This window comes from Flavobacterium sp. W22_SRS_FP1 (assembly GCF_052113685.1).
GTDB lineage: Bacteria > Bacteroidota > Bacteroidia > Flavobacteriales > Flavobacteriaceae > Flavobacterium.
Map to the genome: position 1 here is coordinate 117,006 of NZ_JBGQOE010000006.1, position 20,954 is coordinate 137,959.

Annotated in this window: 18 protein-coding genes, 1 pseudogene and 1 riboswitch; of the genes and pseudogenes, 17 read left to right on the forward strand and 2 right to left on the reverse strand. The window is 36.7% G+C overall.

Annotated elements, in window-relative coordinates; genetic code table 11:
• The first annotated feature begins 22 nt into the window (after positions 1-22).
• The 5 genes from ACEN2H_RS05665 to ACEN2H_RS05685 all read left to right on the forward strand — a co-directional run bounded on the left by ACEN2H_RS05665 (position 23) and on the right by ACEN2H_RS05685 (position 7,359).
• Complete coding sequence (locus tag ACEN2H_RS05665) at positions 23-1,075, forward strand: NAD(P)/FAD-dependent oxidoreductase (RefSeq protein WP_441731248.1); 1,053 nt, start codon at positions 23-25, stop codon at positions 1,073-1,075.
• Positions 1,076-1,168: 93 nt separating this feature from the next.
• Positions 1,169-1,288: riboswitch (SAM riboswitch) on the forward strand.
• 271 nt (positions 1,289-1,559) lie between these two features.
• On the forward strand, positions 1,560-2,561 hold the full coding sequence (locus ACEN2H_RS05670; RefSeq protein WP_441731250.1) for a homocysteine S-methyltransferase family protein: 1,002 nt from the start codon (positions 1,560-1,562) through the stop codon (positions 2,559-2,561).
• 82 nt (positions 2,562-2,643) lie between these two features.
• Positions 2,644-5,325 carry a methionine synthase gene (gene metH, locus ACEN2H_RS05675; protein ID WP_441731252.1) on the forward strand — a complete coding sequence of 894 codons (2,682 nt, stop codon included), beginning with the start codon at positions 2,644-2,646 and terminating at the stop codon, positions 5,323-5,325.
• An 81-nt stretch (positions 5,326-5,406) separates the two neighbouring features.
• Positions 5,407-6,363 carry a methylenetetrahydrofolate reductase [NAD(P)H] gene (metF, locus tag ACEN2H_RS05680; RefSeq protein WP_441731255.1) on the forward strand — a complete coding sequence of 319 codons (957 nt, stop codon included), beginning with the start codon at positions 5,407-5,409 and terminating at the stop codon, positions 6,361-6,363.
• Positions 6,364-6,759: 396 nt separating this feature from the next.
• A complete protein-coding gene (locus tag ACEN2H_RS05685) occupies positions 6,760-7,359 on the forward strand; it encodes a hypothetical protein (protein ID WP_441731257.1) in 600 nt (199 codons plus the stop codon).
• Between the two features lie 104 nt (positions 7,360-7,463).
• On the opposite strand, the gene gldA is transcribed toward ACEN2H_RS05685, so the two are convergent.
• On the reverse strand, positions 7,464-8,360 hold the full coding sequence (gene gldA, locus ACEN2H_RS05690; protein ID WP_441731259.1) for a gliding motility-associated ABC transporter ATP-binding subunit GldA: 897 nt from the start codon (positions 8,358-8,360) through the stop codon (positions 7,464-7,466).
• Between the two features lie 162 nt (positions 8,361-8,522).
• Between gldA and ACEN2H_RS05695 the strand changes: the two genes are divergently transcribed.
• The 12 genes from ACEN2H_RS05695 to ACEN2H_RS05750 all read left to right on the forward strand — a co-directional run bounded on the left by ACEN2H_RS05695 (position 8,523) and on the right by ACEN2H_RS05750 (position 20,744).
• The gene (locus ACEN2H_RS05695) at positions 8,523-9,764 is read left to right on the forward strand and encodes a dicarboxylate/amino acid:cation symporter (RefSeq protein ID WP_441731260.1); all 1,242 of its coding nucleotides are present in this window, start codon (positions 8,523-8,525) and stop codon (positions 9,762-9,764) included.
• Between the two features lie 382 nt (positions 9,765-10,146).
• A complete protein-coding gene (locus tag ACEN2H_RS05700; RefSeq protein ID WP_441731262.1) occupies positions 10,147-10,974 on the forward strand; it encodes a prephenate dehydratase in 828 nt (275 codons plus the stop codon).
• Positions 10,971-12,119, forward strand: coding sequence for a pyridoxal phosphate-dependent aminotransferase (locus ACEN2H_RS05705; protein WP_441731264.1), 1,149 nt, complete (start codon positions 10,971-10,973; stop codon positions 12,117-12,119). Before ACEN2H_RS05700 ends, ACEN2H_RS05705 begins: the two co-directional genes overlap by 4 nt.
• A complete protein-coding gene (locus tag ACEN2H_RS05710) occupies positions 12,120-12,971 on the forward strand; it encodes a prephenate dehydrogenase (protein ID WP_441731266.1) in 852 nt (283 codons plus the stop codon).
• Positions 12,972-13,059: 88 nt separating this feature from the next.
• Entirely contained in the window at positions 13,060-14,142 is a 1,083-nt protein-coding gene (locus tag ACEN2H_RS05715) for a chorismate mutase (RefSeq protein ID WP_441731268.1), read from the forward strand.
• 131 nt (positions 14,143-14,273) lie between these two features.
• A complete protein-coding gene (gene rsgA, locus ACEN2H_RS05720; protein WP_441731270.1) occupies positions 14,274-15,251 on the forward strand; it encodes a ribosome small subunit-dependent GTPase A in 978 nt (325 codons plus the stop codon).
• Positions 15,252-15,288: 37 nt separating this feature from the next.
• Positions 15,289-15,741 carry a D-aminoacyl-tRNA deacylase gene (gene dtd, locus ACEN2H_RS05725; protein ID WP_441731272.1) on the forward strand — a complete coding sequence of 151 codons (453 nt, stop codon included), beginning with the start codon at positions 15,289-15,291 and terminating at the stop codon, positions 15,739-15,741.
• A 1-nt stretch (position 15,742) separates the two neighbouring features.
• Positions 15,743-16,069, forward strand: a complete 327-nt coding sequence (locus tag ACEN2H_RS05730; RefSeq protein WP_441731274.1) for a nucleotide pyrophosphohydrolase — start codon at positions 15,743-15,745, stop codon at positions 16,067-16,069.
• Between the two features lie 103 nt (positions 16,070-16,172).
• The gene (aroA, locus tag ACEN2H_RS05735) at positions 16,173-17,399 is read left to right on the forward strand and encodes a 3-phosphoshikimate 1-carboxyvinyltransferase (protein ID WP_441731276.1); all 1,227 of its coding nucleotides are present in this window, start codon (positions 16,173-16,175) and stop codon (positions 17,397-17,399) included.
• 187 nt (positions 17,400-17,586) lie between these two features.
• A complete protein-coding gene (gene queA / locus ACEN2H_RS05740; RefSeq protein ID WP_441731278.1) occupies positions 17,587-18,636 on the forward strand; it encodes a tRNA preQ1(34) S-adenosylmethionine ribosyltransferase-isomerase QueA in 1,050 nt (349 codons plus the stop codon).
• Between the two features lie 302 nt (positions 18,637-18,938).
• Positions 18,939-20,213: a kynureninase gene (gene kynU, locus ACEN2H_RS05745; protein ID WP_441731280.1), complete on the forward strand. Its 1,275-nt coding sequence runs from the start codon at positions 18,939-18,941 to the stop codon at positions 20,211-20,213.
• A 123-nt stretch (positions 20,214-20,336) separates the two neighbouring features.
• Positions 20,337-20,744, forward strand: a complete 408-nt coding sequence (locus tag ACEN2H_RS05750; RefSeq protein WP_441731282.1) for a YMGG-like glycine zipper-containing protein — start codon at positions 20,337-20,339, stop codon at positions 20,742-20,744.
• A 33-nt stretch (positions 20,745-20,777) separates the two neighbouring features.
• Here ACEN2H_RS05750 and ACEN2H_RS05755 read toward each other — a convergent pair.
• Positions 20,778-20,954 (reverse strand): annotated as a pseudogene (locus ACEN2H_RS05755) (IS982 family transposase); the annotation flags it as partial.

A 20,954-nucleotide genomic window follows, 5' to 3' on the forward strand; every position in this document is an offset into this window, starting at 1 on the left:
CTTAATAATAAAGAATAAATAAATGATTGAAACAGATATACTTATAATAGGAGCCGGTCCAACTGGTTTATTTGCAGTTTTTGAAGCAGGATTATTAAAATTAAAATGTCATATATTAGATGCCTTACCTCAAGCAGGTGGGCAGTTATCAGAATTATATCCTAAAAAACCAATCTACGATATTCCAGGATTTCCGGAAGTACTAGCAGGAGATTTAGTAAATAATTTAATGGAGCAAATCAAGCAATTTGAACCGGGGTTTACCTTGGGAGAACGTGCTGAAACAATTGAAAAACAAGAGGACGGTAGTTTTATTGTAACTTCAAACGAAGGAACGCAATTTCATTCTAAAGTAGTTGCAATCGCTGGAGGTTTAGGAAGTTTTGAACCTAGAAAGCCACTTATTGATGGAATTAATTTCTATGAAAATAAAGGGATTAAGTACTTTATCAAAGATCCAGAAGAGTTCAGAGGTAAAAGAGTGGTGATTGCTGGAGGAGGAGATTCAGCACTGGACTGGAGTATTTTCCTTTCTGATGTTGCTTCTGAGGTGACTTTGATTCACCGCAGAAACGAATTCCGTGGAGCCTTAGATTCTGTTGAAAAAGTTCAAGAATTAAAAGACTCAGGAAAAATCCGTATGATTACTCCAGCTGAGGTTGTAGGGTTAAATGGAGCCGAACATATTGAATCGGTCGTTCTTGATGAAAATGGAGCAAATAGAACTATTGATACAGATTACTTTATTCCTCTTTTTGGTCTTACGCCAAAGTTAGGGCCTATTGGAAACTGGGGATTAGAGATTGAGAAAAATGCCATCAAAGTAGATAATGCACTGGATTACCAAACTAATATACCGGGGATTTTTGCCATTGGTGATGTAAATACCTACCCAGGTAAATTAAAATTAATTCTTTGTGGTTTTCACGAAGCGACATTAATGTGTCAGGCAGCTTACCAAATCATCAATCCTGGAAAACGCTATGTGTTGAAATATACCACAGTTGCAGGTGTAGACGGATTTGATGGAACTCGTAAAGAAGCACCAAAAGCTGTAGTAAAAGCTATAATTTAACAAGTTGCATAAAAAGTAATGAAAAAATGTAGCGTTAATACTTGCAAGTATTAACGCTATGTAGTTACTTTGCAGTGTTCATAAATTTATTGATAGTTATCACGAAAGGCGGAGGGAATGACCCGATGAAACCTTAGCAACCCTTTATCTATAAAGAAGGTGCTACATTCTACTTACTGCTGAACTTTTTTCAGGATTTAAGATAGATAACACAAAAAATACTTTTCTAGTATTTCCCAAGACCCTTTCCTGACAATTTTATCGAAATTTTAAGTTGCTGAATTCATTTCTGTATTAGAAGCGAATGATTTGCGCATTTTTGCCATTATCCTTCCTGCTGTACGCTATATCTTTTTATACTGAACTAAATTCAGTAAAAAAAGGATGCCGCTACCATCAGGGCTAAGCAGTAACAATTGTGAACATTTGAAAGAATTAATCTAAGCTTGGCGCTATAGTGTCTTTGCGAGAATAAAACAGAAAAATGGTATCAATTAAAGAAGCAATTAAAAAAAACATACTTGTGCTCGATGGAGCAATGGGAACCATGTTGCAACGCTACAATTTCTCCGAAGAGGATTTTCGCGGAGAACGTTTCAAAGACTTTCCACATTCCTTAAAAGGGAACAACGATTTATTATCACTCACGCAACCACAAGCGATTCGTGCGGTTCACGCCGCCTATTTTGAAGCAGGAGCTGATATCGTTGAAACCAACACTTTTTCAGGAACAACAATCGGAATGGCCGATTACCACCTAGAAGATATAGTTTACGAATTAAACTACGAGTCGGCAAAAATAGCCCGTGAAGTAGCTGATAAATTCACAGCCCAAAATCCAGATAAACCCCGTTTTGTTGCGGGTTCAGTAGGACCTACAAACAGAACAGCGAGTATGTCTCCAGATGTAAATGATCCAGGATACAGAGCAGTAACTTTTGATGATTTGCGGATTGCGTATAAGCAACAAGTTGAAGCCTTAATTGACGGAGGAAGTGATTTATTGCTAGTAGAAACTATTTTTGACACCTTAAATGCTAAAGCGGCACTTTTTGCGATCGAAGAAGTAAAAGACGAACGCAATATAGATATTCCAATCATGGTTTCTGGAACAATTACGGATGCTTCAGGAAGAACACTTTCAGGACAAACAGTAGAAGCCTTTTTGGTTTCCGTTTCACACATTCCATTATTGAGTGTAGGCTTTAATTGTGCACTTGGGGCCGATTTATTAAAACCGTATTTGCAGACTTTGTCACAAAACACGTCATTTAATGTTTCAGCTCATCCTAATGCAGGGTTGCCAAACGCTTTTGGAGAATACGATGAAACACCAGAACAAATGCAAGCATTCATTAAAGAATATTTGGACGATAATTTGGTGAATATCATAGGTGGTTGTTGTGGTACAACCCCAGAACATATCAAGTTGATTGCTGATATAGCAAAAGATTATAAACCAAGAGTATCAACAGCAACAATGTAACATAAAGACGCAATTTATTGCGTTTGAATTATAGCTTTCAATTCATTGTAACTATTGAGTTTGAGGCATAAATAAATAAATAATGGCACAAGCAGAAACTAGAAAAAACCTTGTATTATCAGGACTAGAGCCTTTAATCATTACGCCAGATAGCGTATTTGTAAATATTGGGGAACGTACCAATGTTACAGGTTCTAGAAAATTTCTTCGATTAATTAAGGAAGAAAAATATGAAGAAGCACTCAGCATTGCCAAAGAGCAAGTAGAGGGTGGCGCACAAATTATCGATATTAATATGGATGAAGGAATGCTTGATGGCGAATACGCTATGACAAAATTCCTAAACCTTATTGCTGCCGAGCCAGATATTTCTCGTGTGCCTATCATGATTGATAGCTCAAAATGGGATATTATCGAGGCGGGTCTAAAAGTAGTGCAGGGGAAAAGTGTTGTGAACTCAATTTCGTTAAAAGAGGGAGAAGAGCAATTTATTCATCACGCTAAATTGATTAAGCGCTACGGAGCGGCGGCCATTATCATGGCTTTTGACGAGGTAGGGCAAGCGGATAATTACGAACGCCGCGTGGAAATTTGCCAACGTTCTTACGATATTTTGGTAAACAAAGTTGGTTTTCCGCCACAGGATATTATTTTTGATTTGAATGTATTTCCAGTGGCAACTGGAATGGAAGAACACCGCCTGAATGCATTGGATTTCTTTAGAGGGACAAAATGGGTTCGGGAAAATTTGCCTCATGCGCATATTAGTGGTGGAGTAAGTAATGTTTCATTCTCGTTTAGAGGAAACGATACGGTTAGGGAAGCGATGCATTCGGTTTTCTTGTATCATGCGATTCAAAACGGAATGACGATGGGAATCGTAAATCCAGAAATGCTTTCTATTTATGATGAAATTCCAAAAGATCTTTTAGAACGAGTTGAAGATGTAATTCTAAATAGAAGAGAAGACGCCACCGAAAGATTACTAGATTTTGCGGAAAATGTAAAAGGAGATGCGAAAAGTAATGAAAAGGCGATTCAGGAATGGCGTTCGGGAACTATTCAAGAAAGATTGACACACTCATTAGTAAAAGGAGTGGATGAATTTATTCTTTTAGATATTGAAGAAGCCAGACTGGCGGCTACAAAACCTATCGAAGTTATTGAAATTAATCTGATGACTGGAATGAATGTCGTTGGGGATCTATTTGGTTCAGGTAAAATGTTTCTGCCGCAGGTAGTAAAATCAGCACGGGTAATGAAAAAGGCCGTGGCTTACCTTTTGCCTTATATAGAAGCGAGCAAACAGGCTGGTGACAAGCAGGGAAATGGTAAAATCCTAATGGCAACGGTCAAAGGAGATGTACATGATATAGGTAAAAATATTGTTTCGGTAGTGTTAGCTTGTAATAACTATGAGATTGTAGATTTAGGGGTTATGGTACCACCCGAAAAAATAATTGCAGCTGCGATAGAGCACAATGTAGATATTATTGGCTTAAGCGGTTTGATTACTCCTTCACTTGATGAAATGGTACATCTCGCTAAGGAATTAGATAAGAAAGGGATGAAAATTCCAATAATGATTGGTGGTGCAACTACTTCTAGGGCACATACGGCAGTGAAAATTGCGCCTCAATATAGAGAAACGGTAATTCATGTAAATGACGCTTCTAGAGCCGTAACGGTGGCTGGAAGTTTATTAAACAAGGATAAAAATATATATGCAAGTGATATTCGGGCAGAGTATGATGCGTTTAGAGAGACATTTTTGAATCGTTCACGCGACAAAAATTTCTTGAGCATTGAGCAAGCTCGTAAAAATAAGTTACAATTGGATTGGGATAATTATACTCCTGTGAAACCAAATGTATTGGGCGAACGAGTGATCGAAGTAGAATTGGACGTATTGGTTCCTTATATTGACTGGACGCCGTTTTTTAGAACTTGGGAATTGTTTGGTAAATATCCAGCGATTTTGACGGATGAAGTAGTGGGCGAGCAAGCGACTTCGGTTTTTGCGGACGCTAATGAAATGTTGGAAGTTATTTTGAGAGAAAAGAAATTGACTGCCAAAGGAATCTACGGAATTTTCCCTGCAAACCAAGTCAACGATGATGATATTGAATTAACGGATGAGAACGGAAAGCCATTGCAGACTTTCTTAACACTACGTCAACAATCTCAAAAAACAAAAGGAGCGCCAAATATTGCCTTGTCGGATTTTATTGCTCCAAAAGATTCTGGTAAAACGGATTATATGGGTGCTTTTTGTGTGACTACTGGTTTTGGTGTCGATGAATGGGCTGCTGAATTTGAAAAGGATTTAGACGATTACAATTCGATAATGGTAAAAGCGTTGGCGGATCGTTTTGCAGAAGCTTTCGCTGAATACTTGCACGAAAAAATACGTAAAGATATTTGGGGTTACTCAGCAGATGAAGTCTTGACCGCGGAAGGAATGATTTCCGAAGAGTACAAAGGAATCCGTCCTGCTCCTGGTTATCCTGCCTGTCCTGACCATTTAGAAAAACCAACGATTTGGAAATTACTGAATGTAGAACAAGAAATAGGAGTAACATTGACGGAGAGTATGGCAATGTGGCCGGCATCATCCGTCTCTGGATATTATTTTGGAAATCCGGAAAGCAAGTATTTTGGACTTGGTAAAATAAAAGAAGACCAAGTTATTGATTATGCAAAACGTAGAAGTATTCCAACAGAAGTAGCCACAAAATGGCTAAGCCCAAATATAGCTGACTAAATTAGTCTGAAAGTCAAAAGTCATAAAGTCTATTACGGACTTGACTTTCGACCTTCGACTTTCAAACTTTAAGACTTAATAATGAAAGTAACACAACATATTGAAGATGCAAAAGGGAATACATTGTTCTCTTTCGAAATCATTCCGCCTCAAAAAGGGAAAAGTATTCAGGAATTATACGATAATATTGATCCGTTGATGGAGTTTAAACCACCATTTATAGATGTGACAACTTCTCGTGAAGAGTTTATTTATGTAGATAAAGGCAACGGTTTATTGGATAAAAAACTGACTAGAATGCGTCCTGGAACTTTAGGGATTTGTGCTTCTATTAAACATAAATATAATGTAGATACTGTTCCGCATGTACTTTGTGGCGGATTTACAAAAGAAGAAACAGAGTACTTACTTGTTGATTGTCACTACTTAGGAATTAATAATGTGATGGCATTACGTGGTGATGCTATGAAAGACGAACAGTCTTTTGTTGCTAAGGACGGCGGTAATAATTTTGCAGTGGACTTGGTTGGACAAATTAATCTATTGAATCAAGGCAAGTATTTACATGATGTAATCCATATCGATAATAAAGCCGATTTTTGTATTGGTGTGGCCGGTTATCCAGAAAAACACTTGGAATCACCATCATTAATCTCCGACTTAAAAAGGCTGAAAGAAAAAGTGGATGCGGGAGCCGATTACGTGGTTACTCAAATGTTCTTTGATAACGCTAAATACTTCGAGTTTGTTGATAAGGCCAGAGCAATGGGAATCATGGTTCCTATTATTCCAGGAATAAAACCACTCGCGGTGCAAAGACATTTACAGATATTACCACAAATTTTCCGAATTGATCTACCTGAAGATTTAATTCAGGCCGTAGATAGTTGTAAAAATAACTTAGAGATTAAGCAAGTAGGAATCGAATGGGCTATCCAGCAGTCTTTGGAACTGAAAGCTGCCGGCGTTCCCGTGTTGCATTATTATTCTATGGGAAAATCAGAGAATATCAAAGAAATTGCATCTAAGGTTTTTTAGAAGCTCATTTAACTATCGGTAGGGTTTTTAGGTTTCAAAATATCGGGTTTTCTGAACTCAAAGTTAAATTATAGTTGTACGGGTTATGCCGTTTAAAAAAACACTAGTTGTTAATTATAATAGCTATTCAGTTACTTGTCGTTTCAACGAATAAGGAATCCCATGTTGTGGTTCTTTATTTGTTTAAATGACATTTTCTTATTATTGAATGTAGGTGAATACATAATTTTGGACAACGACGCCTCCTACGCTTTTTTCCTAAAAGCTAATATAAGTTCAGTTATGCTCCATGTAAGTTAAGGTTTAGACGCAAGGGAAGCCCAAAAACTGCGTGTCATTATAGGCTACTTAGTTTTTAATTATTATATTTGAAATAAATTTCGTAACAATTTATATATGAAATACTTATACTATACACTCTTAGTAACCGCGATAACAATTACATCCTGCAAAAATAATGAGGAGACTACAGTGCAAACTAAACCTACTAATGTAGTACCCTTTTGGCAGCAATCAACTCCAGCATCTCCAGGTCAATCGACTCAGGATTCAGGAGTGCAAAGCCCTACTTTGGCGGGAACAAACCCTCCACATGGACAGGCAAATCATCGTTGTGATATTGCAGTTGGAGCTCCATTAAATGCAGCTGTAAACGGAGGAACTTCAATTCAATCAGCAAAAGCAGTAGCTTCTCCACAGAATGGAACCCCCAAAACAGCTACCTTAAAAGGAATGAATCCACCACACGGAGATAGTGGGCATCGATGCGATATAGCGGTTGGAGCTCCTTTAAATTCAAAAGCGGCAGTAAGTACAGCGACTACAAACACAAATTCAGTTCAGGAAACAAAAGAATACACCGTGAATCAACCTGTGCCAGCTTTATTGTCAACTTCCACCGCCGATACTGAGACCCCGGCAGGCATGAATCCTGCGCACGGAAAAACGGGGCATCGTTGTGATATTGCTGTTGGCGCGGCTTTACCAAAATCATAAATCAAGTTTAATAACCATTAAAAAGCTCGTTTAAAATTTATTTAAACGAGCTTTTTTTTATCCTTAAACCGAGACTGATTACGGTAAAACTGACTACTGAGTAATTACTTTGTGATTTCCCTAAAAATAGCCTCTAGATTTTTGTTTTTCTGATTGAGTTGCAATGTTTTTAAACTATTTGCAGTCGCAAAATCAAAGACTGTCGGGCGCATGTCTTTGTCAGTTGTAAAGGTCAACTCCCAAATCATGTCATGCGTATTTTTATAAGAAGTAAGGTTTTCAATTTTGGCAACTGCTTGTTCTTCTATTTTATAATCAAATTCGACTTCGATAACTTGTTCCTTATTTTCGGAAATTAAATTGTCCAGTTTTTTATCGGCTACAATTTTGCCATTATTAATAATAATCACACGGTCACAAATTGCTTCCACCTCCTGCATGATGTGTGTAGAAAGAAACACGGTTTTGTTCTTGCCTACATTTTTAATCACATTACGAATTTCAGTCAATTGGTTCGGGTCTAGACCAGTTGTGGGTTCATCAAGAATCAAAACATCAGGATTGTGTAATAACGCGTTCGCAAGGCCCACACGTTGTCGGTATCCTTTTGATAACGCCCCTATTTTTTTATGACTTTCGGCGCTTAAGCCGGTCAGCTGAATCACTTCTTCTAGGTGGGACTTGGGTACCTTGTACACATCAGCATTGAAAGCTAGATACTCTCGCACGTACAAGTCTAGATACAAAGGATTGTGCTCCGGCAAATAACCTATAGAAAGTTGGACAGCTTTTTGTTCGCTAGTGATATCGTATCCATTAACACTTGCTGAACCTTCATCTGGGTGGATATAGGTAGTCAATATTTTCATCAAAGTAGATTTTCCGGCACCATTTGGACCCAGAAAACCAACGATTTCTCCCTTTTTTATTGAAAACGAAATGTTGTCTAGTGCTTTTTGTGCGCCATAGCTTTTGGATATGTTTTTTACTTCTAGTGACATGTTGTGTTATTTATGTCAAAAGTAAAAATAAAATGCTGATATATTGTTTTTATCAGGTAATATCAGACAGTAGTTTTTTTAGGTTCTTTAATTATTAAAATGATTGGTATTTTAGAAATAGAGTGATACATTTAGAAAAAAATTAGGCCAAAAATTGTAAAAATGGAAGAAAAGAAGAGTTTGTTTAAAACGTATAGTGGTATTATTTGGTTGCTATGCGGCATAACTGCTGGAAGTATATTAGGTTTGGTTTTTGGAAAAGAGGTAGAAGTTATAAAGCCGCTTGGAGATATATTTTTGAATTTGCTTTTTACAGCTATCATCCCGTTAGTTTTCTTTACTATCGCTTCTTCGATCGCGAGTTTAGAGAAGTCAGAGAAATTAGGCAAGTTGTTTGTAGTTGTTATAGGTGTTTTTTTAAGCACGGTACTTGTTTCTGCCATATTAACGATAATTGGGGTGATGCTTTTTCCAATTCATCAAGATATCATTATTTCAAAAATGCCAGTGGAGAATTTGCAGAGTGCCAGTGGAGGTTCACAAATTACACAATTGCTTACAGCCAACGATTTTTACGAATTACTATCAAGAAAAAGTATGTTGGCATTAATTATATTTTCTTTTCTGATAGGCTTTGCTAGTTTGCGATCTGCTGAAAAAGGGGAAGGTTTTAGAACTTTTTTGAATTCAGGAAACGAAGTGATGAAGCAATTGCTACACATCATAATGAAAGCTGCGCCAGTTGGACTAGGTGCTTATTTTGCTTATCAAGTAGGGATATTTGGACCACAATTATTTGGAGCGTATGCAAAACCATTGGGCCTCTATTACGCAGTTGGTGCATTCTATTTCGTTGTATTTTTTAGTCTATACGCCCTTTTGGCCGGAGGGAAAAATGGGCTTAAAGTTTTTTGGGGTAACAATATAACACCTTCATTAACTGCTTTGGGTACTTGTAGCAGTATTGCTACAATTCCTGCGAATCTTGAAGCGACCGAGAAGATGAAGGTACCAGTACATATACGAAACATTGCAATCCCACTTGGAGCGCCTTTGCATAAAGACGGTTCTAGTATGTCATCAATTATTAAAATAGCTGTTATTTTTGCGATGTTTGGGAAAGACTTCACCGATCCTAGTACATTGATTGTTGCTATAGGAATTACCGTTATCGTTTCAGTCGTTGAGGGCGGAATACCAAATGGAGGGTATATAGGCGAAATTCTGGCTATTACTATTTATGGTTTTCCGATGGAGCAAGCCTTGCCGGCGGCAATGATTGTTGGTACTTTGGTTGATCCAATGGCTACTTTGTTGAATGCTAATGGAGATGTAGTTTCGGCAATGCTGATTACCCGAATTACCGAAGGTAAAAAATGGCTTTCAAAATCCTTAACTGTGTAGTCAAGTTTGATGATATTTAACAAAATCAGTGCTTTTTGTTATGGAAACGACTTAGATACAGCTGCTTATATAATAGTTTAGGGGGCTTTTTTTAATTATTATGTAATTAAATAGCAGTTTTATAGAGAATTCTTTTTTTGTTTGATAAAACTCTTTGTTTTATTTGGATAGCTAAAAATTATTTATAAATTCGCAGAGAAATTATTACGAAAAAAATAAGACAATGTTGAATAACCGATTTTATTTTAGCAATACTTACTATTTCTTCTGGAAAGAAGCTAGGGATTGTCGTATGGTTATTTAATTAGAAAATTAAATTGATAATTATAAATATACAATCCCGATGTGAATCGGGATTTTTTTTTTGCTTAAAAGTGGTCATATGAGTGCGAAAATTGCAATACAGGGTATAAAAGGTTCATTTCACCATCAGGTGGTGCAAGAATATTATAAAGAAGAGGTGGCTGTTGATGAATGTCTATCTTTTGGAGAACTCGTTGATAGTTTGCTTTCAGGAAAATCCGACCAGGCAGTTATGGCAATCGAAAACTCTATAGCGGGACCTATTATACCTAATTATGCGTTAATTGATAAAAACGATTTGCATATAATAGGAGAACATTATTTAAGAATTCATCAGAACCTGATGGCGTTAAAGGGGCAAAAAATAGAAGACATAACAGAGGTGCATTCTCATCCGATGGCTTTATTGCAGTGTATGGATTTCTTAAAAAAGTATCCAAACATAAAGTTGGTTGAAGACAAGGATACAGCAGAAACGGCTCGTAGAATTCAGGAGAAACAATTAAAAGGTATCGCTGCGATCGCAAGTAAGACAGCCTCTGAAATGTATGGTTTAGAAATTTTAGCTCCAGAAATTCAGACGATAAAAAATAATATGACTCGTTTTGTTATAATTAAGAAGGAGAATTCATTCGTGGCAGAAGATGAGATAAACAGGGCTTCTTTAAAATTTGAACTTGATCATAAAAGGGGGAGTTTAGCAGCTATTTTGAATGTGATGAGTGATTGTAAAATGAATTTAACAAAAATACAGTCCTTGCCAAAAATTGAAACTCCTTGGAAATATTCTTTTTTTGTAGATGTTACTTTCGAAAGATATGCTGATTATTCAAAAGCAAAATCATTATTAGAAATAATGGCAGAATACTTTAAGGTATTAGGTGAATATAAAAACACAAAACCATGATTACAACCGCAAAGAGGTTAGATACTGTCGAAGAATATTACTTCTCATCTAAGTTGAGAGAAGTCAGACAATTGGCGTCAGAAGGGAAGCCAATTATAAATATGGGAATCGGAAGTCCTGATTTACAACCTTCACAAGAAGTTATTGATGCAGTGGTTCTTGCAATGCAAGATGAAAATGCTCATGGTTACCAAAGTTATCAAGGATTGCCAGAATTAAGAAAAGGAATGGCTGATTTTTATGAAAATAACTACGATGTGGCATTGAATCCCAATACTGAAATCTTGCCTTTAATGGGTTCTAAGGAAGGAATCATGCACATATCTCTTGCTTTCCTAAATGAAGGAGATCAGGTTTTGATTCCAAATCCAGGTTATCCTACCTATACTTCTGTGACTAATTTAGTAGGGGCAGTTCCTGTTTATTACGATTTGAAAGAGGAAAACAATTGGGCACCTGACTTTGAAGCCTTGGAAAAGTTAGATTTAACTAAAGTGAAGATAATGTGGATTGGGTATCCGCATATGCCTACCGGAGCTAGAGGAAGTATTGCCTTATTTGAAAAGTTAGTGGCTTTCGCCAAAAAGCACCAAATATTATTGATTAATGACAATCCATATAGTTTTGTTTTGAATGATAATCCAATGAGTTTGCTGCAGGTTGAAGGAGCAAAGGATGTGGCACTGGAGCTTAATTCTTTGAGCAAGACCTTTAATATGGCAGGCTGGAGAGTTGGAATGGTTTTGGGAAATGCCGAATGTATTGATGCCATTTTGAAAGTGAAAAGCAATATGGATAGCGGAATGTTTTTTGGGATCCAAAAAGGAGCAATTGCTGCTTTGAACAGCGACAAGTCTTGGTTTGATTCGATGAATGAGATTTACAAGAAACGCCGAGTTTTGACGGAACAATTGGCCGAAAAATTAAATTGTAAGGTGTACAAAGAAGGCGTTGGATTGTTTGTTTGGGCCAAACTGCCAGAAGGGATAACTTCCTCTGAAAAGTTTATCGACCAGATTTTACATGAAAAGCATCTATTTATCGCACCGGGAACAATTTTCGGAAGCAATGGAGAAGGATATGTTCGATTTGCATTATGTGTAAAGGAAGAAAAAGTACAAGAAGTAATTGATAGATTTAATTAAATGAAAATTTACATAATAGGAATTGGATTGATTGGTGGATCTATGGGATTGGACATCAAAATACTGTACCCGGAATCTACCGTTTACGGAGTTGACACTAATGAAGATCATTTGCAGAAAGCATTAGCATTGGGTGTAATTGATGAGACTTCGATATTAGAGAATGTGTCAGATGCAGATTTCGTAATCGTCTCTGTTCCTGTTGATGTAGCGCTAACTGTGTTACCTGAGGTACTTGATTTGATTGGTGAAAACACCATTGTTTTTGAAGTGGGTTCTACGAAAACACTAATATGTGAATCAGTAACAAACCATCCCAAAAGAAGGAATTTTATCGCAACGCATCCAATTGCAGGGACAGAATTTTCAGGACCCTCAGCGGCAATATCGGGCTTGTTTCAAGGGAAAACGAATATTATTTGTGAGGTGGAGCGAACCGCTTTCAAACTACAGGAAAAAGCGTTGGATCTTTTCAAAGCCATCGGGATGAGAATCCGGTATATGGAACCTAAATCGCATGACAAGCATATTGCTTATATGTCTCATTTGTCTCATATTAGTGCTTTTATGCTTGGAAAAACAGTAATAAACAAAGAAAAAGATGAGCAAGATATCTTTGACATGGCGGGAAGTGGATTTGAGAGTACAGTGCGCTTGGCCAAAAGTTCACCGGCTATGTGGACGCCCATTTTTAAGCAAAATAAAGATCAGGTCATAGAAACATTGGAAGAATATATTTCAAACCTGACTCATTTTAAAGACTTGCTGATTAGTGAAGACTACGATGCTATATATGAGGAAATGAAAAGTGTGAATAAAATAAAAGAGATATTAAACGGAATGCTAAAATAAGCATTTGTTAAAAAAATAGTAAAACATAAAAATCCCCTGCCCATTGAGGGAGGGGAGAAACAATAATAAAAACTAAACTAAAAATAAGATGGAAAACAAAAAAGAAATGAGAACATGGTTGAAAGATTTCAATTTATCTCACCCATTTGTAATCGCTGGACCATGTAGCGCTGAAACTGAAGAACAAGTATTGAAAATAGCTCATGAATTGAAAGATTCAGATGTAAGTGTTTTTAGAGCTGGAATTTGGAAACCAAGAACACGTCCAGGAGGGTTTGAAGGTGTTGGGGAAATAGGCTTGAAATGGTTAAAAAAAGCAAAAGAAGAAACAGGATTGTTAATGGGAACAGAAGTTGCTAATGCAGCTCACGTGAAATTGGCATTAGAATATGATATTGATGTTTTATGGGTTGGTGCAAGAACAACGGTAAATCCATTTGCTATGCAAGAACTCGCAGATGCGTTACAAGGAACTAAAAAAATTGTATTGGTAAAAAATCCTGTTAACCCAGATTTGTCTTTATGGTTAGGTGGAGTAGAACGTTTGTACAATGCAGGAATAGAGAAATTGGGAGTTATTCACAGAGGTTTTTCTACTTACGAAAAAACAAAATACAGAAACATTCCAGAATGGCAGATTGCTATTGAATTACAGAATAGATTTCCTGATTTACCATTAATTATTGATCCATCTCACATTACTGGAGATCGTGAGATGATTCTTGAAGTTACGCAACAAGCCTTAGACTTGAATTATGACGGAATGATTATCGAAACACATTTTGATCCAGACAATGCGTGGAGCGATGCGGCACAACAAGTTACGCCAACAGCTTTGAAGAAAATTTTCGTTGACTTAAAAGTTAGAGAATTAAATGATGTGTCTGATGAATACACTAAAAGGATGAGTAAGTTAAGAGCGAATATTGATGTTCTCGATGCCTCCCTTTTAGAAACATTAGGTAAAAGAATGAAAGTGGCTGACGAAATAGGTCAGGTAAAAAAAGGATCTAACGTTGCAGTACTTCAAAATACCCGTTGGAATGAAATTCTAGGAAAAATGATTCTGGATGGAGAGCAAAAAGGGCTTTCTGAGGAGTTTGTGCTTAGAATGTTTAAAGCAATTCACCAAGAAAGTATCGTTCACCAAGAAAAAGTGATTAACGGATAATTAGACCAATATCAAAAACAGGAATCTCCACAGCTTTTGCTTTAAAGTTGTGGGGATTTTTTATTCAGGGTTGTTTCAAAAACTTCAAACTTTAAACTTCAAAACTTCAAACAATATTTTATCTTTGCAGCATGACAGGACTAGTATACAAATCTACAGGAAGTTGGTACACCGTAAAATCCCAACAAGGAGATTTTATTGAATGCCGCATGAAAGGAAAATTCCGAATCAAGGGAATCAAAAGTACTAACCCTATTGCTGTAGGTGACGTTGTGGATTATGAACTCGAAGAATCGTCAGATACCGTAACTGGAACTATCAATAATATTCACGAGAGAAAGAATTATATCGTTCGTAAATCAGTGAACTTGTCCCATCAAATGCATATTATTGCGTCAAATATTGATCGGGTTTTCCTACTAGTGACTATTAATAACCCCCCAACAACGTTTAATTTTATTGATCGCTTTCTGGTTACAGCCGAAGCATATGGCATAGAAACAATATTAGTTTTTAATAAAATCGATACTTTTGATGAAGCTACACTTGATGAACAATTGTACATGCAGCATGTGTACCAGGAAATCGGTTATCAATGCTTGCGTGTTTCTTCGACAGAGATGAAGGGAATTGATAAATTAAAAGAACTGATGATTGGTAAAGTAAGCATGTTCTCTGGACATTCAGGAGTAGGGAAGTCAACGCTGGTCAACGCGATGGAACCTTCTTTACATTTAAAAACAAAAACCATTTCTGAAGCAAGCAAGCAAGGACAACATACAACGACTTTTGCCGAAATGTATGATTTATCTTTTGATGCGAAAATTATTGATACGCCAGGAATCAAAGGTTTTGGAATTGTCGATATGGAAAAAGAAGAGATTAGTGGTTATTTCCCTGAATTCTTTAAATTAAAAGAGCAGTGTAAATTCAACAACTGTTTGCATAAAGACGAACCAAAGTGTGCTGTGAAAGAAGCATTGGAAAGAGATGAAATAGCCTGGTCACGCTACAATAGTTATCTAAAACTGTTAGAAGGGGATGATGAAAATTATCGTACTGACATTCATAATGAGGATCGAGCAATCAGTGACGAAAATAGAAAGTAGCACTATCACTATTCATAATTTATAATTCACCATTATTTTGAAAATTGTCCTCCAAAGAGTTTCTTCCGCATCCGTTACCATTGAAAATAAAATTGTCGCAGATATTCAAAAAGGATTATTAATCTTAATCGGAATCGAAGCGGTTGATTTACAGGAAGATATTGATTGGCTGGTTGGCAAAATTACTAAAATCCGTATTTTTGAGGATGAGAACCAGGTGATGAATCGATCGATTGCAGACATAGATGGAGACATCATTGTGGTTAGTCAATTTACACTTCATGCCACCACAAAAAAAGGCAATCGACCATCCTATATTAAGGCAGCAAAACCAGCCGTTGCCATTCCGTTGTATGAAAAATTTGTCCAGAAATTAGAATTAGAATTGGGAAAGAAAATACAAACAGGTGTTTTTGGAGCAGACATGAAAGTCAGTTTGCTGAACGATGGACCAGTTACGATAATTATAGATAGTAAAAATAGAGAATAAAATGAACTTGAAAAATTCCCAATTAGACGTAGACAACTGGATCAAAGAACACGGCGTTCGGTACTTTAACGAACTGACTAATATGGCACAACTTACTGAAGAAGTAGGAGAGGTAGCCCGCATTATTGCCCGTCGTTACGGAGAACAATCCGAGAAAGAAAGCGACAAGAACAAAGACTTAGGAGAAGAATTAGCCGATGTCGTTTTTGTGGTGATGTGTTTGGCAAATCAAACAGGAATTGATTTACAAGCTGCATTCGATAAGAAAATGGATTTTAAATCCATTCGCGATAAAGACCGTCACAAAAACAACGATAAACTTAAATAATGTGATTTTTAAATTATGAATTATAATTGAGGAGTAGTAAATTGCGGCCTAAATTGTTTGAGTTGTAAGAAATAATTATAATTCATAACTGATAATTAAAAACATGAATTTACTGTTACAAACTTCCCATTCTAATTTGCAGGCTGATATTGCCGTTACAGGATCTAAAAGCGAAACAAATCGTCTCTTATTGTTACAAGCTCTTTTCCCTAATATTACATTAGCGAACACATCAAATTCTGACGACAGCGAGGTGATGCAAAAAGCATTGAAAGGAAATGAAGAAATAGTAGATATCCATCATGCCGGAACAGCGATGCGCTTTCTTACGGCTTACTTTGCTGTAAATGATGGTCGTGAAGTAGTTTTGACTGGTTCACAACGAATGACTGAACGTCCAATCAAAGTTTTAGTGGAAGCGCTAGAGCAATTAGGTCCAAAAATCACCTATGAAAAAGAAGAAGGCTATCCACCCATTCGAATCAAAGGACAAAAAATAACTGCTTCAAAGGTAAATATTCCTGCAAATGTAAGCAGTCAGTATATTTCGGCTTTAATGCTAGTGGCGCCAAAATTAGAAAACGGAATCGAAATAAATTTGGTGGGTGAGATTACATCAGTTCCTTATATCAAAATGACATTGGCTTTGCTAAATGATTTGGATATTAAAACAAGTTTTGAAGGGAACGTGATCAAAGTGTATCCAAAACAGGAAGTGGAGACTAAAGAAATGGTGGTAGAATCGGATTGGAGTTCTGCCTCTTACTTTTTTAGTTTAGTAGCTCTAGCGGATACCGCTTCGGTTACATTAAACAGTTACAAAGAAAATAGCCTCCAAGGAGATTCTGCTTTAGTCGAAATCTATAAACAGATGGGTGTTAATTCTCAATTCGAAAATAATTCTTTGACACTTACAAAGGATACTAACTTTAAACCTGAAACGGTAAGTTTTGAGTTAAACAACACGCCAGATATTGCACAAACTATCGTTGTTAGTTGTTTAGGTTTAGGAATTGGCTGTCATTTAACGGGGCTTCATACCTTAAAAATTAAAGAAACGGATAGACTGGAAGCGTTGCGTATAGAGTTGACAAAATTAGGAGCTACTATTTCTGTTACTAATGATAGTCTGACCCTTGTTGCGACTTCAGATATAAACCATAATGTGAAAATTGCCACCTATAATGACCACAGAATGGCAATGGCATTTGCTCCCTTGGCATTAAAAGTGCCTATAATAATCGAAAATGCCGAGGTAGTGTCTAAATCCTACCCCGGTTTTTGGGGAGATATGACAAAATTAGGTTTTTCTATTTCGGATATTAATTAGAGATTGTCACTGATTATGGCCTTTAGGCGCTAATTTGTAAGGGCTTAAAGTTCTCTTGAGTAAAATAAACAGCAAAACACTTGACAACGCCTATCTCACAGTCGTATATTTGCATCCTTAAATAAGTTTAATGGTGGTGCTAAATTAATAGCCACTGCACTTTAAATTTTTAAACAAAAAAATAAAGATGAAACTATCACAATTTCAATTTGATTTACCAAAAGAGCTTCTTGCAGAATTTCCTTCTGAACATAGAGATGAAGCCCGTTTAATGGTTATTGATCGTAAAAAACAAACGATCGAACACAAGACGTTCAAAGATGTAATTGATTATTTTGATGATGGAGATGTTTTAATTTTAAATAACACTAAAGTTTTCCCAGCCCGTTTATATGGTAACAAAGAAAAAACAGGTGCAAGAATTGAAGTTTTTTTACTTAGAGAATTAAATGCAGAACAACGTCTTTGGGATGTTTTAGTAGATCCAGCACGTAAAATCAGAATCGGAAATAAATTATATTTCGGGGATGATGATTCATTAGTAGCTGAGGTTATTGACAACACTACTTCTCGTGGAAGAACATTACGTTTCCTTTACGATGGTTCATATGAAGAATTCAGAAAAAAATTAACGGAATTGGGGGAAACTCCAATCCCTAAATATATAAGCAGAGATGTAACTCCAGAAGATGCGGAGCGTTACCAAACTATTTATGCTAAAGAAGAAGGGGCTGTTGCAGCACCTACTGCAGGATTGCACTTCTCTAAACATTTATTAAAAAAATTGGAAATTAAAGGAATTAACTTTGCTGAGGTTACGCTTCACGTAGGCTTGGGAACTTTCAATCCAGTTGAGGTTGAGGATTTGTCAAAACACAAAATGGATTCTGAGGAATTAAAAATTACTCAAGGAGCCTGTGATATTGTTAATGACGCAAAATCAAGAAAAAAACGCATTTGCACAGTGGGGACAACCTCAATGCGTGCTGTAGAAAGCTCAGTTTCGTCACATGGAACGTTAAATCCTTTTGATGGTTGGACAAACAAATTCGTTTTCCCTCCTCATGAGTTTACGATTCCTACTTGTATGATCACCAACTTTCACACGCCAAAATCTACTTTATTAATGATGGTTTCTGCATTTTGTGGACATGATTTAATGAAAAGAGCCTATGAAGAAGCGATCAAAGAAGAATATAAATTCTATTCATACGGTGATGCGATGTTAATCATCTAATAAGTAATAAAGGTTAATTCACTAAATCTCGTCAGCAATGTCGAGATTTTTTTTTTGGGCGTTTACGGGCTGTACATTTCAAGTTTATTGCCGCAACCGGAGTAATACTGGCAGTCCGGGAGCTTCCTTTGGTCGCTTCCTCCTTGCCGTATTACTAATGGTTTCGGCAATAAAGCTTTCCATTGCCATCCCTAACGCGGCGGATAACGAATGTTTTTAGTATTTCGCAGTGTCCCTTTTCCCTGTTTTCCCCTGCTAACTAACTTCTTTTCACTATTTTTACAACACTAATAAATCAAACAATGACTTTCGAAAACAGTAAAGAATTCGCACAGCAACTTGACTCACAAGACAAACTGAATAAATATAGAGATGAATTTATTTTTCCTAAAGTAAACGGGGAAAAAGTGATTTATTTTACGGGTAATTCTTTGGGTTTACAGCCCAAAAGAACAAAGGCGTATGTGGATGAAGTTATGGATGATTGGGCTAATCTAGCCGTTGAAGGACATTTTTATGCCGAAAAGCCATGGTGGGATTACCACGAACGTTTTGCAAAGCCGTTGGGTAAAATTGTGGGCGCACTGCCTTCAGAAGTAACAGTGATGAATACCCTAACGGTAAATCTTCATTTACTGATGGTTTCTTTTTACAGACCTACAAAATCAAGATACAAGATCATTTGCGAAGAAAAAGCCTTTCCTTCAGATCAATACATGTTTCAAAGTCAAGTGGATTTTCACGGGTACAAATCAGAGGATGCAATTGTTGAAATTAAGATAAGAGAGGGAGAACATAACATTCGGTTAGAAGATGTATTAGCTAAAATTGCGGAAGTAGGCGATGAACTCGCTTTGGTCTTAATTGGAGGTGTTAACTATTACACCGGCCAGGTTTTTGACATGAAAACAATAACTGCAGCGGGACATGATGCTGGAGCAGTAGTGGGTTGGGACTTAGCGCATGCTGTGGGAAATATAAAATTAGAACTTCATGACTGGGATGCTGATTTTGCTTCTTGGTGCAGTTATAAATACATGAATTCAGGACCGGGTAATGCTTCTGGATGTTTTATACATGAGAAACACCACAACAATGCAGATTTGCCCAGATTTGCTGGTTGGTGGGGGCATAATAAGGAACGCCGTTTTAAAATGGAACAAACTTTTGATCCTGTTAAGGGAGCAGAGGGTTGGCAAATTAGTAATATACCTATTCTATCTTTAGCGCCTTATTTGGCTTCCGTGGATATGTTTGACGAAATAGGAATGGATGCGATAATCGAAAAAAGAGATAAATTAACGGCTTATCTTGAGTTTATCCTTCAAGAAATAGCTAAGGAGGTAGATAGTAGTTTCGAAATTATTACACCATCGAATCTATCTGAAAGAGGCTGTCAGTTATCTGTTTTTCTGCATGGGGAAGGCCGCGGTTTATTTGACTATTTAATGGAAAATGGTGTAATTACAGATTGGCGCGAGCCTAATGTGATTCGTTTTGCGCCAGTGCCTTTGTACTGTTCGTTTGAAGACATGTATGACTTTGGTCAAATATTGAAAGCAGGAATACTACGCTAGTAATTAGCAGTTTGTTATTGTTGTGGTTCTTTAAATTTCATAACAAATAGAGAGAATTACATAATTTTTTTTGAAGTGTGTGGCTGTTTCTTTGCTGAGTTATAAATTCTAAATTTGACAATTATGAAAATAGTATATTTTGCATTAGTAGCGTTAGCTTTAGTTTCTTATAAAAATCAAGGAAAAATGAATGTTGAAGATGCCGCACAGGCTAGCGTAGACTCGGTAAAAATCGAAGTTGAAAAGCAAAGAGTTATAGATTCAATGGAAATTGAAATGAGCAACGTAGCAGCGCAAAAAGAGGTTGTTGTGAATCAACCGGCAAACAGTAGTACAACAACTACAACAGTGACGGAGAAAAAGGGCTGGAGTGGTGCCGCAAAAGGAGCCGTAATTGGCGCTGGAGTTGGTGCAGTGACTGGAGCAATTATCAGTAAGAAAAAAGGACAGGGAGCTATAATCGGTGGTCTCGCTGGAGCTGGTGTTGGAGCTGGAACCGGAGCTATTATAGATGGAAGTAAGAAACAATAAATTAATTGTTTTAATATAACCCGTTGGGTGTAATTAAATTATTTGTGTTTTGATATTATTTATTGGTCTCTCAAAAATAAATTTATTGATGAATTGCACCAAAGTTAATGCTGTTATTTTTGCTAAAATTCTGGTTTTAAAGCCTTGAAAAGATTTCGCGTAATTTCGTCTAATCATAAATTGGTCGCATAATTGAGAGAACAATGTTTC

Coding starts and splice junctions, on each gene's coding strand:
- ACEN2H_RS05665 (WP_441731248.1), top strand. CDS start 23: ATGATTGAAACAGATATACTTATAATAGGAGCCGGTCCAACTGGTTTA.
- ACEN2H_RS05670 (WP_441731250.1), top strand. CDS start 1,560: ATGGTATCAATTAAAGAAGCAATTAAAAAAAACATACTTGTGCTCGAT.
- metH (WP_441731252.1), top strand. CDS start 2,644: ATGGCACAAGCAGAAACTAGAAAAAACCTTGTATTATCAGGACTAGAG.
- metF (WP_441731255.1), top strand. CDS start 5,407: ATGAAAGTAACACAACATATTGAAGATGCAAAAGGGAATACATTGTTC.
- ACEN2H_RS05685 (WP_441731257.1), top strand. CDS start 6,760: ATGAAATACTTATACTATACACTCTTAGTAACCGCGATAACAATTACA.
- gldA (WP_441731259.1), bottom strand. CDS start 8,360: ATGTCACTAGAAGTAAAAAACATATCCAAAAGCTATGGCGCACAAAAA.
- ACEN2H_RS05695 (WP_441731260.1), top strand. CDS start 8,523: ATGGAAGAAAAGAAGAGTTTGTTTAAAACGTATAGTGGTATTATTTGG.
- ACEN2H_RS05700 (WP_441731262.1), top strand. CDS start 10,147: ATGAGTGCGAAAATTGCAATACAGGGTATAAAAGGTTCATTTCACCAT.
- ACEN2H_RS05705 (WP_441731264.1), top strand. CDS start 10,971: ATGATTACAACCGCAAAGAGGTTAGATACTGTCGAAGAATATTACTTC.
- ACEN2H_RS05710 (WP_441731266.1), top strand. CDS start 12,120: ATGAAAATTTACATAATAGGAATTGGATTGATTGGTGGATCTATGGGA.
- ACEN2H_RS05715 (WP_441731268.1), top strand. CDS start 13,060: ATGGAAAACAAAAAAGAAATGAGAACATGGTTGAAAGATTTCAATTTA.
- rsgA (WP_441731270.1), top strand. CDS start 14,274: ATGACAGGACTAGTATACAAATCTACAGGAAGTTGGTACACCGTAAAA.
- ACEN2H_RS05730 (WP_441731274.1), top strand. CDS start 15,743: ATGAACTTGAAAAATTCCCAATTAGACGTAGACAACTGGATCAAAGAA.
- aroA (WP_441731276.1), top strand. CDS start 16,173: ATGAATTTACTGTTACAAACTTCCCATTCTAATTTGCAGGCTGATATT.
- queA (WP_441731278.1), top strand. CDS start 17,587: ATGAAACTATCACAATTTCAATTTGATTTACCAAAAGAGCTTCTTGCA.
- kynU (WP_441731280.1), top strand. CDS start 18,939: ATGACTTTCGAAAACAGTAAAGAATTCGCACAGCAACTTGACTCACAA.
- ACEN2H_RS05750 (WP_441731282.1), top strand. CDS start 20,337: ATGAAAATAGTATATTTTGCATTAGTAGCGTTAGCTTTAGTTTCTTAT.